Source organism: Klebsiella sp. X1-16S-Nf21 (genome assembly GCF_002837615.1).
In the GTDB taxonomy this organism is placed as follows: Bacteria; Pseudomonadota; Gammaproteobacteria; order Enterobacterales; family Enterobacteriaceae; genus Klebsiella; species Klebsiella variicola.
In genome coordinates, this window is record NZ_PJDK01000035.1 from 17,906 (window position 1) to 32,038 (window position 14,133).

The following is a 14,133-nucleotide window of genomic DNA, read 5'->3' on the forward strand; positions in this document are numbered from 1 at the left end:
CAGTGACCGCATTCTCAGACTAGTGACCAATAAAGTCAATAGTCACTAATCAGGGGGAGAGACTTCTCAGGATCAGGGAGGCAAGCAGCACCGCCGCGGTGGGCGCGGTGTCGAGATTGTATTGCAACTGCACCGGGTTGATGAAAGGACACATCACCATATAGACCGCCAGGGTTGCCTCATCCAGCGGGGTTTTGCGCTCGAACTCACCCGCCTGGCGGCCTTCGACAAGGATTTGACCAATCAGCTGCTGCAGATGACCGGCATACTGTTCCGTTGAGGGCCATTTATCGCGCGCCGCGACGGCGGCGATGTCGTACAGTTTGCGATCCTCGAAAAACAGTTCACTGCCGGCCTCGGTCAGTGCCCGGAACAGGCGGCGCAGTTTCTCGCTGGCGGACGGCGCATCGGCGATAGCCGCGCTGACGGCCACCATGATCTTCTCCAGCCGGCTGGCGCAAATCGCCTCGCCAATCGCCTGCTTGGAGTCAAAGAATTTATAGATATAGGCTTTGGAAAAGCCTATCGCTTTGGCGAGATCGGTGACCGTCGTTTTCTCATAGCCATAGCGACTAAAGTGCGCCATGGCCGCGTCAAGAATCTGGTCCCGAACGCTGTGGTCATGGGGACCACGGCTTGCAGGGGTGGGGGTATTTTTCGTCATCCGTTTAGCTTAATGCGATCGCTATCGTTTGACAACGAGTGACGTTATTATGATTTGGTCACAATAACGTCCGTTCTGTGAACCTCTCGCCGCGTCACGCCTCGCGCACCTCGGTGTTTATCGCGCCGGCGGGCAGACAACCCAGGCCTTGCAGCGTCTGAAGCACCGCGCTGTCGAGTGGGGTATGCGGCTCCGCGCCTAAAAAATCAACCAGTTTATCGTTGCGCAGGCGTACCGGCAGACGCCAAAGATAGTGCATCTCGACCATTTCGCGCAGGGTGGCGTTGAAGGGCGCCGCCAGCTTTACCAGCCACCAGGGAAAAGACTTCACTGCCGCTCGGCCGCCATAGCGGGCGACCACCCGCTGGATCGCCTGACTCATTTCGCGGCCGTCCGGGTCCCAGTGGCCCTGCATATGAAAGCGAGCAAACGGCTCAAGCTCATGCCTGCGGGCCAGCAGCGCGGCGATGGTGTCGGCGACGTCGGGCAGATAAGCCCACTGATGCCCGACGCCGATCGCCCCCGGGCGGCTAATGACGCGGGGAAGCTGACCAGGCTTGACCAGCCCCTGAGAAAACCAGTTATTTCCGGCGCGTGGACCAAAAAAATCGCCCGCCCGAACAATCAACGCCCGGCCACCGCGCTGCACGTAATCCTCCAGCGCCAGCTCCATCTCCACCCGGATGGCACCTTTGCGGGTCACTGGCTGTTGTGCGGCCTCTTCAGCAATCAGCGGAAAGGCATCCGGTCCATAGTTATAGACCGTGCCGGGCAGGACAACTAACGCCCGCTGTTGTTCGGCGGCCTGCAGGGTGTTGTGCAGCATGGGCAGTACCTGCTGCCGCCAGTGCCGGTAGCCCGGCGGATTGACCGCATGGACGATAACGTCGCAACCGGCAGCCGCCGCCGCAACCTGCCCGGCATTCAGCGCGTCGCCGGCTATCCACTGCATGCCATCTGCGGGACCGCGAATCTGAGCGCCGCGCTTCAGCGCCCGAACCTGCCAGTTGTCCGCCACCAGCCGGCGCGCCACTTCCCCGCCAATGCCCCCGCTTGCTCCCAGAATAAGTACCTTGCCGCTGCTGTTCATCCTCTTTCCCCGTTCGCTAATGGATGCTTGACAGCCTACCTGCCGCTCATATCAAATGAAATTGCATACCATCATCGAGCAGCTATACATTTTTGTATGAATACCTCTATTCACTGGGAGTGGTACCGAACCTTTCTCGCCGTCCTGCAGGAAGGTTCCTTATCGGGCGCATCGCGCACCCTGAACATCACCCAGCCGACGGCGGGGCGCCATATTGCCGGGCTGGAGGCCGCGCTCGGCCAGGCCTTATTTACCCGCTCGCAGACCGGCCTGCTGGCGACCGACGCGGCGCTGGCGCTGCGGGTGCACGCCGAGGCGATGGACAATACCGCCCGGGCGCTGGAACGCACGGCGGCCAACTTCAGTCGCGACAAAACCGATCTGCGTGGCGTGGTGCGGGTGGCAGCCAGCGAGGTGGTCGGCGCCGAGGTGTTGCCGCCGCTGGTTGCCCGGCTCAGGCAGGCGTGCCCGAATATCGTCATCGAACTGATGCTCTCCAATCGGTTTCAGGATCTGCTTCACCGGGAGGCGGATATTGCGGTGCGGATGGTCGCCCCGCAGCAGGAGCAGCTTATCGCCCGCCGTCTCGGCAGGATCGAGCTTGGGTTACATGCCACCGCCGCCTACCTGACGCGCCAGGGGCTGCCCGCAACCCTCGACGATCTGGCCAGCCACGCGCTGATTGGTTTCGATAGCGCCACCCCACTTGTTCGCCGGGCCCTGCAGGCTTACCCCCGATTTCAGCGCGAAGCGTTCGCGATGCGGACCGATAGCGACCTCGCCCAGTTGAGCCTGATCCGCGCCGGGGCGGGGATCGGCATCTGCCAGGTGCCCCTTGCGGATGGCATTATTCCCCTGCAGCGAGTGCTGGCGGCCGACTTTTCCCTGAATCTCGATACCTGGCTGGTAATGCATGAGGATCTGCGCCACAGCCCAGCCTGTAAGCGGGTATTTGATTTTCTCGCCCAGGGGTTGCAGGCGTATATTCGTGGCCCACTGGCGAGCTGATCCGCCCCATCGCGCGGGCATTTCATTGCCTGCCGAAATAGTCACTCATTGACACTGTAAATATGGCATTGTATAAAACCCCGCCCCAATAATGAGTTTCATTTGCATTACTCCCATTTGCTGGTCATCCACTCGCCTGTTTACAAGGATAGCGTTTAATGAAGAAGGTCCTCTGCGCGTTAGGCTTGATGTTCACCGCCGTCAGTTCCGCGCTGGCAACAACCTACCCCCTGACGATTGAAAACTGTGGCTATCAGGAGACCTTCACCCGGCCGCCGGAGCGCGTGGTCGCGCTGGGGCAAAATACGGTCGAAATTCTGCTGCTGCTCGGGCTGCAAAAGCAGGTGGTCGCCAGCGCCTTCTGGCCGACCAGCGTTTTACCGCAGCTGGCTGAGCAAAACGCGAAGATTAAAACCCTGACGGTGGAAATTCCGAGCCTGGAATCCGTGCTGGCGCAAAATCCCGATTTCGTTCCCGCCCAGTTACCTCTGCTACTGGGGCCGGAAAGCAAAGTCGCTAAGCGTGAAGATCTCGCTACCGTCGGCGTAAACAGCTACGTCTCACCGGGGATGTGCGCCACCAAAAAGGCCACCGGCGATATGTATGGCAGCCGGCAAAAGCTGTGGGATATGACCTGGCTGTATCAGGAAATTAGCGATTTTGCCCGCATTTTCAACGTCGAAGATCGTGGTCAGGCGCTGATTGCCGATTTCAAAAAACGTGAAGCCGACCTGCGCCAGGAGTTTGGTAAAAGCAAAAAGGATCTCTCCTTCGTCTTCTGGTTCTCCAGCGCCTCACCTTCAGCCGATGCCTATGTTGGCGGCAAAAACAGCGCCTCCGGTTTTATCGCCAGCGTGCTGGGCGGCCATAATGCGATAACCTCCGAGACCGAGTGGCCCACGGTGAGCTGGGAGAGCATCATTGCCGCCAACCCGGATGTGATCGTGGTCTCCAGCCTGGATCGTAACCGCTGGGCGCTGGATAAGGCCGAGGAGAAGATCAAATTCCTCAAAAGCGATCCCGCCGTCAGCCAGCTGGAGGCCGTGAAAAAAGGCCATATCGTGGTCATGGACGGTCAGGCGATGAATCCGACCATCCGCACGCTTTATGGCGCGGAACAGGTGGGCGAACAGCTGAGAAAAATGGGGCTGAACTGATGAGCGTCGCCGTGCTTCAGACACGCCGCAGCATGCTGCTCACCGGCTGGTGTTTACTGGCCGTGATCGTGCTGGCGCTGGTGATAGCGGTGGGCGTCAGCGTCGGCGAGCTGGCCATCCCGCTGCAGAATGTTTTTTACGCTATCAGCAACAGAACCGGCTTAACCGCTGAGCCTCTCAACCGTATCTATGAGAGCGTTATCTGGGATTTCCGCCTCAGCCGCGCGCTGGTCGCCGCCTGCTGCGGCGCAGGCCTCGCTATCTGCGGCGTCGTGCTGCAAAGCCTGCTGAAAAATGCCCTCGCGGAACCCTACGTCCTCGGCGTCTCCGCCGGAGCCTCCACCGGCGCGGTGTCGATCGTGGTGTTGGGCCTTGGCGCTGGCGCGATTTCCCTCTCGGCAGGCGCCTTTGCCGGGGCCTTCGCTGCCTTCGCCTTTGTCGCCTTGCTGACTAACGGCGCGCGCGGCGGCAATGAGCGTACGATTCTGGCGGGCGTTGCCGCATCGCAGTTATTTAACGCCATCACGGCTTACACCATCAGCACCTCCGCCAGCGCGCAGCAGGCGCGCGATGTGATGTTCTGGCTGCTGGGCAGCTTCAGCGGCGTCCGCTGGCCCGAATTCCAGTTGGTCATCGTGGTGGTGCTCGCGGGCCTGGCGGTCTGCCTGTGGTATGCCCGGGCGCTGGATGCATTCACCTTCGGCGATGATGCCGCCGCCTCGCTGGGGATTGCCGTGCCACAGGTACGCCTGATCCTCTTCACCACCGCGGCGCTGATCACCGCCACCATCGTCAGTATGGCCGGCTCGATCGGCTTTGTCGGCCTGGTGGTGCCGCACGTGATGCGCTTCTTCTTTGGCCCGCTACACCGGACGTTGCTGATCGCCAGCGCGCTGGCAGGGGCGATATTGATGGTACTGGCGGACATTGCGTCGCGCCTGCTGATTGCCCCGCAGAGTCTGCCCGTTGGGGTGGTAACCGCCCTGGTTGGGGTGCCTTTCTTTGCCGTGATTATCTACCGCTCAAGGAATAAGTGATGAGTATTTGCGCTGAAAATATCACCTGGAAGGCAGGCAAAAAGGTCATCGTCAATAATGTCTCGCTGCGGGTGTCGCGCGGCGAAACGGTCGGACTGCTGGGGCCCAACGGCTGCGGCAAATCCTCGCTGCTGCGCGTTCTGGCGGGCCTGCGCCGCCCGGATGCGGGTCGCGTCACCCTCGACGGCCAGGACATCACCCGGATGGCGAAAAAGCAGCTCGCCCGCCGCGTGGCTTTCGTCGAGCAACACGGCATGACCGAGGCCAATATGCGGGTGCGCGACGTCGTGCGCCTGGGGCGCATACCCCACCACTCCCCGTTTTCAAACTGGAGCGCTCAGGATGACGAGGCGATCACCGCCGCGCTGCAGCGGGTGGCGATGCTGGAAAAAAGCGAGCAGGGATGGTTAAGCCTCTCCGGCGGCGAGCGGCAGCGGGTGCATATCGCCCGCGCGCTGGCGCAGAGCCCGAGCGAAATCCTGCTGGATGAGCCTACCAACCATCTGGATATACACCATCAGATGCAGTTAATGCAGTTGATCAGCGAGCTGCCGGTGACCAGCATTGTGGCCATTCACGATCTGAACCATGCCGCGATGTTCTGCGATTCGCTGATCGTGATGCAGCAGGGGCAGATCCTCGCCAGCGGGACGCCGGAGGAGATTTTGTCCGAAGCGCTGCTGTGGGACGTTTTCCGGGTGAAAACCAAAATCGAGATCTCCCCTTACCACGGTAAAAAACACATTCATTTCATCGTTTAGGTTGGGCGGATATGCCTCTCTTCTCCCTGCGCCCTGCGGCAACCCTCTGGCCTCCCGTGTTACTGGGAAGTCAGTTCGTTTTTAATATTGGCTTTTACGCGGTCGTTCCTTTCCTCGCCCTCTTCCTGCGCGACGACATGCTGCTCTCGGGGGGACTTATCGGCCTGATCCTCGGGCTGCGCACCTTCTCTCAGCAGGGCATGTTTATCATCGGCGGGACGCTGGCCGACCGCTATGGCGCTAAGGCCATCATCCTCGCCGGCTGCGTCGTTCGCGTCGCCGGTTATCTGCTGCTGGCGTGCGCTACGTCGCTGTGGCCCATTATCCTCGGCGCCTGCCTGACCGGCGTCGGCGGCGCTCTGTTTTCCCCGTCGATCGAGGCCCTGCTGGCGCGGACCGGTACCCACAGCCAGGCCAACGGGAAACGCAGCCGCGCCGAGTGGTTTGCGCTGTTTGCGGTGTGCGGTGAGCTGGGGGCGGTTATCGGCCCGGTGGCCGGAGGGCTGCTGAGCGGGATCGGCTTTCGGCATATCGCCCTCGCCGGCGCGGGAATCTTTCTCCTGGCGCTGCTGGTGCTCTTTTTCTGTCTGCCCGCCGACGGGCACACGACAACAACGCGCAGACGAGTCCCATGGTGGATGCCTTTGCGCCAGCCGCGCTTTGTCGCGTTTATTCTCGCCTACAGCTCCTGGCTGTTGAGCTACAACCAGCTGTACCTCGCCCTGCCGGTGGAGATCCAACGTTCCGGCGGTCGTGAGCAGGATCTGGCGCCGCTCTTTATGCTGGCCTCGCTGTTGATTATCACCCTGCAGCTCCCTCTCGCCCGCTTCGCCCGACGAATTGGCGCCGTGCGCATCCTGCCGGTGGGCTTTCTGCTGCTGTCGGCTTCTTTTGTCAGCGTGGCGTTATTTGCCGCCACCCCGCCCGCCGAAGGCTGGTTGCGATTAGTACCGTCGGCCTGCTTTGTCACGCTGCTCACCCTCGGCCAGATGCTGCTGGTGCCCTCAGCCAAGGATCTGATCCCGCTGTTCGCTGAGGAGTCGACGCTGGGCGCCCACTACGGGGCGCTCGCCACCGCGGGGGGGTTCGCGGTGTTAGCCGGGAATTTGCTGCTCGGTCATTTGCTTGACCAGGCGCTCACCCCCTCGTCGCAGGCGGTTTATCCCTGGCTCCTGCTGGCGCTGTTTCCACTGTGCAGTGCCGTGGCCCTGCGGACGATCTGCCGCCCACTGGCGGCAACATGACGCTGAGCGGGCAACAGCCCGCTCAGGAGGTGAACCGGCGATGAGTGACACCGCCAGGGGAAGATAACGGGAATGCGCCCCGCCTTACTTTGCCGCCAGCTCGCGGCGAACGATTTCGGCGCCGGCGCTCAGGGCATGCAGTTTGCCGGTCGCGACATGGCGCGGCAGCGGCGCCATACCGCAGTTGGTGGACGGGTAGAGTTTGTCGGCATCGACGAACGCCAGCGCCTTGCGCAGGGTTTCAGCCACCTCTTCCGGGGTTTCGATAGCATGACTGGCGACATCGATCGCCCCGACCATCACCTTTTTACCGCGGATCAGTTCCAGCAGATCCATCGGCACCCGCGAGTTGTGGCACTCGAGAGAGATAATATCGAGGGAGGATTTCTGCAGCTGCGGGAAGGCCTCCTCATACTGTCGCCACTCAGAACCCAGCGTTTTTTTCCAGTCGGTATTCGCCTTGATGCCGTAGCCGTAGCAGATATGCACCGCCGTTTCACACTTCAGCCCTTCGGTCGCTCTTTCTAAGGCGGCGATCCCCCAGTCGTTGACTTCATCAAAGAAGACGTTGAAGGCCGGCTCATCGAACTGAATAATATCGACTCCGGCGGCCTCTAACTCTTTCGCTTCCTGATTAAGGATTTTGGCGAACTCCCAGGCCAGCTTTTCCCGGCTTTTATAGTGGTTGTCATACAGCGTGTCGATCATGGTCATTGGGCCTGGCAGCGCCCATTTGATCGGCTGGCTGGTGAGCTGACGCAGATAGCGCGCGTCCTCCACGAAGACCGGTTTCTGGCGCTCCACGGCGCCCACCACGGTTGGAACACTGGCCTCATAGCGGTTACGAATTTTCACGATCTCGCGTTTGGCAAAATCAACGCCGCTGAGGTGCTCAATAAAGGTGGTGACAAAGTGCTGCCGCGTTTGCTCGCCGTCGCTGACAATATCGATCCCGGCACGCAGCTGGTCGTCGAGGGACAAACGCAGGGCATCGCGCTTGCCGGCCAGTAATTCCTCGCTGGACAGTTTCCAGGGCGACCACAGGGTCTCTGGCTGCGCCAGCCAGGACGGTTTCGGTAAACTGCCGGCGGTCGATGTCGGAAGCCATGTTTTCATAATAAGTAGCCTTTTATTTTGGTTTAGCAAAGCGCGAAGTTAGCAGACCATTGCTCAAGCAACGTCTTGTGCGGGTTGATAAAATGTTGTTGTGTAAATTTACCCTGCTCTATCGCCAACAGGCTGCGCTCTTCCCGGTCATAAACAATTTTTGTTAATGAATGATCCAGGTGGTTGAGATTGGGTTGATAGTATTGCCCCGCCGAGGAATTGGCATTGTAGATCTCCGGGCGGTATATTTTCTGGAACGTCTCCATCGTGCTGATGGTCGCGATCAGCTCCAGGCTGGTGTAATCGCTGAGCAGATCGCCGGTAAAATAAAAGGCTAACGGCGCGACACTGTGCTTCGGCATAAAATAGCGCACCTGCAGGCCCATTTTGCTGAAATAGCGCTCCGTCAGCGACACGCCATCCTGAGCATATTCAATGCCGAGGACCGGATGTTCATTACCGGTACGCCGGTAAACATCTTTGCTGGAGACGCTCAGGCAAATCACCGGCGCCTTGCTGAAGCTGGCCTTATAGGCGCTGGATTGCACGAAATCCTTAAAGATATTGCCATGCAGCTCGCCAAAGTTATCGGGCACGCTAAAGCTACCCCGGTTTTTATTATGTTCCAGCAGCAGCACGCTAAAATCATAATCCCGCACATAGGAGGAGAAGTTATTACCGGCGATACCGGCATGGCGCTCTCCGCTCTTTTTATCGACAATATGCGTTTGCAGGATCTCTATCACCGGGAAGCTGGCGCCATTCTGAGCAATATTCATCTCGACAGAAATAATATCCAGTTCCACCGCATAGCGATCGTTATGAGGATTATCCCAGTGCGCCAGGGTATTAAACCGGTTATTCATCATGATTAACGTATTGCGCAGATTTTCCTGACGGTTCTCCCCTCTGGCTAAATTGGCAAAGTTGGTGGTAATACGCGTATTTTCCGCGGGGTTATAGTTTTCATCAAAACGACTGCGCTTAATCGTATAGGTAAATTCGTTAGTCATGGCGATTGTCCATTCTGGTGTTGGGTATGAAGCTGAATGAGCAGATTGCCATTCCACAAGCAACGCGGGGTCAGGCCTGGCGCGCTTCAACCGATAAATGTTGTTGATTCGTTAATGAGTCTATTTTTGCCAGAGTCGGCGGTGGAGGGAAAGCGACTTAAATTCATTGCAACATGAGCCATCCTCATGTTGCTCCGCTGAGCGCTGGTTGCAAGGTGTGGAACCGGTCGTGGTCATGGCGCTATGGTCAGGCGCGGGCAACTCAGGCAACGTCTGGCGAATAATCATTTGTCCAGTGAATATATGCCAGGGTACAATCTTTAACCACTATAATACGTGCTTTGACGTCGCCGCCGTGCCGTACCCGTTTGCTGGAGCTTTTGTCGTAAAGAATGATTGTTGATATCAGTATTATGTCGATGTGCATGGCCGTGCTGCTGATTATGAGCGTACTGCTGAACTAAAATGCTTCCCCAATGACACAAGCTCTCATCTGACCTTCACATTCGCGAAGAAAAAAGGAGATTCAGAGGATTCGCGTCGCATGGGATTGTCCCGCCTGCCGCCGCCCTCTACTCTTTTGGTACTTGCTAATCGAGGAATACCAGATGAAAAAAGCTTTGACTGCCCTGTTCGCCATCGCCGCGGTTGCCGCCGCCAGCGCCTTTGCGGCCGATAAAACCGACGTCCCGGCGCCCGCCGTTGATAACGGGGCCCGCCCCCCGCTGGAGATGGGCCGTGGCCCCCTGCCGCCGTTCCCGCCGCAGCTTCCGCCGCACAGACCGGTGCTGTTTTCGGCCACGGTAGCGACCGATACGCCGGCAGAAACCATTAACAAACTGACCGCGCTGATCCCGGCCAGCCCGGCGAAGCACTACGAAGTTCACGTTGAGGTGGTGCCCGTTACCGGGGATGCCGACGGGCAATAGCCCTTGCGCGGGTCGCCTGACCTGGGCACTGCAATAAAAAAAGCTGCCGCTTATCGCGGCAGCTTTGTTAACGAGAATGAAACAGAATGGCAGAGATTTAACTGCGCACTTTCCGGTAGATAAACAGCACGACCAGCGCGCCGATTACCGCGACCACAAAGCTGCCGAAATTAAACCCGTCGACCTTGCCAAAACCAAACAGGGTACTGATCCAGCCGCCAACCACGGCGCCGATGATCCCCAGAATAACGGTCACAATAAACCCGCCGCCGTCTTTCCCCGGCATAATCCACTTGGCTAAAATACCGGCAATAAGTCCAAAAATGATCCAGGAAAGAATACCCATGGTTAACCGTCCTCTTGTTACCTTTAAGCATTTAGTATTGAAAAGAGTAGCATATATAACGCGAGTGGATCGGCAATAATATATTTATTAGATAATTCCTTGCCGCTGCAGGGTGGTCCGTGCGACAAAATCTCTGGTCCTGACAAACCCGTTACCGTTTATTACCCTGAAAAAAGGGAGGCTATTCGCCTCCCGGTCATGGCTTATATTACTGCGGTGGTTAGCCGCGATGAACAGCATAATCGCGACTGTTCGTCGAAGATTTCGATTTGCCAGACCTGATGACGAGTGCCGACATGCAGCGCTTTACAGACCCCCCGCACCCGGCCCCCGCGCGCCGAACGAATGTGGTTGGCGTTAACCTCCAGCCCCACCACCTTCTGTTCGCCTTCGCTGCACAGATAACCCGCTACCGACCCCAGGGTCTCCGCCAGCACCACCGAGGCCCCGCCGTGCAGCAGGCCAAACGGCTGCTGCGTACGGCTATCCACCGGCATCGTGGCCTCCAGCGTATCGTCGGTAAAGGTCTCAAAGCGAATATCGAGCAGCCCTACCATGTTTCCCTCACCGAGCCGGTTGAGCTGCTCCAGCGTGGCCTGACGTTTCCAAATCATCCTATTATCTCCAGTAACGCCTGCAGCGGATGGCGAACGCCGCTGCCTTCAATGCGCTTCACCTGACTGCGGCAGGAGTAGCCCGTCACCAGACAGCGGTTACGCGGCAGCCGCTGCATCGCCTGCTGCCAGGAGAGCGCGTAAATGGCCAGCGAGTTGGCATGGTTTTTCACTTCATGGCCATAGGTCCCTGCCATCCCGCAACACCCAACGCTGACGTTTTCCAGTTTCGCGCCAAAGTGGGCAAAAATCTCTGCCCACTGTTTTGTCGCCGCCGGTAGCGCGGTCACTTCCGTACAGTGACCGAACAGGTACCAGGGCTCGCCTCCCTGTTCGGGACGGGCGGCGGTCGTCAACGCCTTCGGCAACCACTCATGGACTAACAGCACCTGGAAATCGCCGCGCTTGTCGCCAAGGGTTTGCTTATACTCATCGCGGTAGCAGAGCACCAGCGCCGGGTCGACGCCGACCAGCGGCATGCCAAGCTGCGCCACGCGATTGAGGAAGTCTGCTGTCTTCTGCGCGGTGCGCGCAAAGCGGGTGAGGAATCCTTTAATATGCTGCGCCTTACCGTTCGGAGAGAACGGCAGCAGCACCGGCTGATAGCCTAACGCTTCGACGAGGCGAATAAAGTCAGCCACCACCTGGGCGTCGTAATAGCTGGTGAAGGGATCCTGCACCACCAGCACCATCTTCGCTTTTTGTTCGTCGCTCAGCGTTTCGAGCTGCTCAAGGGTCATGTTGGCGGAGCGGTGGCCGGCCATCTGCTGCTTCAGCGACGGCGCCGAAAGCAACGGCAGATCAACCATCCCGATGTGCTTCTCCGACAGCTTTTTCAGCCACGGCTGGTTAATAAAAAAGTTAAAAGTCTTCGGCGCCTGCGCCATCAGCGGCGCATAGGATTCGACCGAGGCCACCAGATGGTCGCGTACCGGGCGCAGGTAGCGGCTGTGATACAGCTGCAGGAAGCGCGAACGGAACTCGGGCACATCGATTTTGATCGGGCACTGGGTCGAACAGGCTTTGCAGGCCAGACAGCCGGACATCGCCTCTTTGACCTCGTGCGAGAAGTCATATTCCCCTTTACGCGCATGCCAGCTGTTCCGCGTGCGCGCCACCAGCGAACGCAGGCTGACGCCCTGCTCCGGCAACGCCTTCTCCAGCTGGTTGGGATCGACGCCGCGGTCGGCCAGCAGGCGCAGCCATTCACGCACCAGCGTCGCGCGCCCTTTCGGCGAGTGGATGCGCTGGTTGCTGACTTTCATCGACGGACACATCGGACTCTTGACGTCAAAGTTGAAGCACAACCCGTTGCCATTACACTCCATCGCCCCGCGCCAGCTGCTGCGCACCGCGATAGGGATCTGCCGATCCCAGGTGCCGCGCTTCACCGCATCGACTTTCATCATCGGCGCGTCGACCCCTTCCGGAGGACAGATTTTCCCTGGGTTCAGGCGGTTATCGGGATCGAAGACCGCTTTGATCTTCCTAAGTTCGCCGTACAGCACCTCGCCAAAGAAGGCCGGGCTGTACTCCGCGCGGAAGCCTTTGCCGTGTTCGCCCCACAGCAGGCCGCCATACTTCGCCGTCAGCGCCACCACGTCATCGGAGATCTGCTTCATCAGCACCTCCTGCTGCGGATCGCACATATCCAGCGCCGGGCGCACGTGCAGCACCCCGGCATCAACGTGGCCAAACATGCCGTAGCTCAGGCCGTGGCTGTCGAGCAGCGCGCGGAACTCGACGATGTAATCCGCCAGATGCTCAGGCGGTACGCAAGTGTCTTCAGCGAAAGGAATAGGCTTGGCGGCGCCTTTGGCATTGCCCAACAGGCCGACGGCCTTCTTGCGCATGGCGTAGATCCGCTCTACGCCATCGAGATCGTGACAGACCTGCCAGCCGATGACGCCCGCCTCGCTGCCGGCCATCAGCTCATCCAGCCGCTGGCACAGGGTAGTGACTTGCTGGTCAATCAGCGTAGCGTCATCCCCGGCGAATTCGACGATATTGAGCCCGAGCATCTCTTTATCCGGCACGTCGGTGATCAGTTCGCTTACCGAGTGCCAGACGATATCCTCGCGCGCCAGATTCAGTACCTTGGAGTCGACAGTCTCCACCGACAGCGCTTTCGCCTGCACCATAAAGGGCGCATTACGCAACGCGGAGTCAAAGGAGTCATATTTAACGTTGACCAGACGGCGCACCTTCGGCAGGCGGGTGATATCCAGCCGCGCTTCGGTAATAAACGCCAGCGTGCCTTCCGAACCGGTTAAAATACGGGTCAGATCGAACTCGCTCATCTCATCGTTAAAGACATGGCGCAGATCGTACCCGGTGAGGAAGCGGTTAAGTTTAGGAAACTTATCAATGATCAGTTCACGCTGCGTCTTGCAGCGCTGGTAGACCGTGTTATAGATCCGGCCAATCGTCGATGGGGTGTTGCCCAGCGTCTCCGCCAGCGCTACTGGCACCGCCTGGGTGTCGAGGATATCGCCGCCCATCAGCACCGCTCGCAGACCGAGCACGTGATCCGACGTTTTACCGTACACCAGCGATCCCTGTCCGGACGCGTCGGTGTTTATCATCCCGCCCAGCGTGGCGCGGTTGCTGGTGGAAAGCTCAGGTGCAAAGAAGTAACCATAGGGTTTAAGAAACTGGTTCAGCTGATCTTTGATGACCCCGGCTTCAACGCGCACCCAGCCCTCTTCGGGGTTAATCTCAATGATGCGATTCATATAGCGGGACATATCGACAATAATCCCGCCGTTCAGCGCCTGGCCGTTGGTGCCGGTGCCGCCGCCGCGCGGCGTGAAGACCAGCGATGTAAAGCGCGGTTCGGCGGCGACGCGCGCCAGCAAGGCCACGTCCGCCGTAGAACGCGGGAAAAGGACCGCATCCGGCAGCAGCTGATAGACGCTGTTGTCGGTGGCCATCGTCAGCCTGTCGGCATAGCTGGTGGCGGTATCGCCGGTAAAACCCTGTTGCTCCAGTACCTGCAAAAAATTCAGCACCAGCTGAACTACCCCTGGTGCCTGAGAAATTTGTGGGATCATCACACTTGACCCTGCCTGACTATGTTGTGTTTGAAAATATTGTGTTGGTGCTAACTAAACGTTTGCGTAGCGCATTCAACTTTTTATCACATTTTTTTCATATGCGCCCA

At 58.9% G+C, this 14,133-nt stretch carries 13 protein-coding genes; 6 read left to right on the forward strand and 7 right to left on the reverse strand.

The window, feature by feature from the left end; genetic code table 11:
- Positions 1-49 precede the first annotated feature (49 nt).
- Positions 50-664 carry a TetR/AcrR family transcriptional regulator gene (locus tag CW267_RS16650; protein WP_004143215.1) on the reverse strand — a complete coding sequence of 205 codons (615 nt, stop codon included), beginning with the start codon at positions 662-664 and terminating at the stop codon, positions 50-52.
- A gap of 94 nt (positions 665-758) precedes the next feature.
- The gene (locus tag CW267_RS16655) at positions 759-1,754 is read right to left on the reverse strand and encodes an NAD-dependent epimerase/dehydratase family protein (RefSeq protein WP_044649664.1); all 996 of its coding nucleotides are present in this window, start codon (positions 1,752-1,754) and stop codon (positions 759-761) included.
- A gap of 96 nt (positions 1,755-1,850) precedes the next feature.
- Here CW267_RS16655 and CW267_RS16660 point away from each other — a divergent pair, with 96 nt between their 5' ends.
- The 5 genes from CW267_RS16660 (at position 1,851) to CW267_RS16680 (ending at position 6,961) form a co-directional block, all read left to right on the forward strand.
- A complete protein-coding gene (locus CW267_RS16660; protein WP_100780945.1) occupies positions 1,851-2,762 on the forward strand; it encodes a LysR family transcriptional regulator in 912 nt (303 codons plus the stop codon).
- Between the two features lie 158 nt (positions 2,763-2,920).
- Positions 2,921-3,919, forward strand: a complete 999-nt coding sequence (locus CW267_RS16665) for an ABC transporter substrate-binding protein (protein WP_012967850.1) — start codon at positions 2,921-2,923, stop codon at positions 3,917-3,919.
- A complete protein-coding gene (locus CW267_RS16670) occupies positions 3,919-4,956 on the forward strand; it encodes a FecCD family ABC transporter permease (RefSeq protein WP_012541383.1) in 1,038 nt (345 codons plus the stop codon). Before CW267_RS16665 ends, CW267_RS16670 begins: the two co-directional genes overlap by 1 nt.
- Positions 4,956-5,717, forward strand: coding sequence for an ABC transporter ATP-binding protein (locus CW267_RS16675; protein WP_008804455.1), 762 nt, complete (start codon positions 4,956-4,958; stop codon positions 5,715-5,717). The genes CW267_RS16670 and CW267_RS16675 overlap by 1 nt, the downstream gene beginning before the upstream one ends.
- A 56-nt stretch (positions 5,718-5,773) precedes the next feature.
- Positions 5,774-6,961: an MDR family MFS transporter gene (locus tag CW267_RS16680; protein ID WP_164875702.1), complete on the forward strand. Its 1,188-nt coding sequence runs from the start codon at positions 5,774-5,776 to the stop codon at positions 6,959-6,961.
- A gap of 84 nt (positions 6,962-7,045) precedes the next feature.
- Here CW267_RS16680 and CW267_RS16685 read toward each other — a convergent pair whose 3' ends face one another.
- The gene (locus CW267_RS16685) at positions 7,046-8,077 is read right to left on the reverse strand and encodes a methionine synthase (protein WP_008804453.1); all 1,032 of its coding nucleotides are present in this window, start codon (positions 8,075-8,077) and stop codon (positions 7,046-7,048) included.
- Positions 8,078-8,100: 23 nt separating this feature from the next.
- On the reverse strand, positions 8,101-9,081 hold the full coding sequence (locus CW267_RS16690; protein WP_100780946.1) for a DUF1852 domain-containing protein: 981 nt from the start codon (positions 9,079-9,081) through the stop codon (positions 8,101-8,103).
- Between the two features lie 608 nt (positions 9,082-9,689).
- Between CW267_RS16690 and CW267_RS16700 the strand changes: the two genes are divergently transcribed.
- Positions 9,690-10,010, forward strand: a complete 321-nt coding sequence (locus CW267_RS16700) for a hypothetical protein (protein WP_012967847.1) — start codon at positions 9,690-9,692, stop codon at positions 10,008-10,010.
- A gap of 97 nt (positions 10,011-10,107) precedes the next feature.
- On the opposite strand, the gene CW267_RS16705 is transcribed toward CW267_RS16700, so the two are convergent.
- From CW267_RS16705 to CW267_RS16715, 3 genes are all read right to left on the reverse strand, one after another.
- A complete protein-coding gene (locus CW267_RS16705) occupies positions 10,108-10,356 on the reverse strand; it encodes a GlsB/YeaQ/YmgE family stress response membrane protein (RefSeq protein WP_002909014.1) in 249 nt (82 codons plus the stop codon).
- A 203-nt stretch (positions 10,357-10,559) separates the two neighbouring features.
- A complete protein-coding gene (menI, locus tag CW267_RS16710; RefSeq protein ID WP_008804450.1) occupies positions 10,560-10,970 on the reverse strand; it encodes a 1,4-dihydroxy-2-naphthoyl-CoA hydrolase in 411 nt (136 codons plus the stop codon).
- A complete protein-coding gene (locus CW267_RS16715) occupies positions 10,967-14,023 on the reverse strand; it encodes an FAD-binding and (Fe-S)-binding domain-containing protein (RefSeq protein WP_080928531.1) in 3,057 nt (1,018 codons plus the stop codon). Before CW267_RS16715 ends, menI begins: the two co-directional genes overlap by 4 nt.
- Between the last annotated feature and the right edge of the window lie 110 nt (positions 14,024-14,133).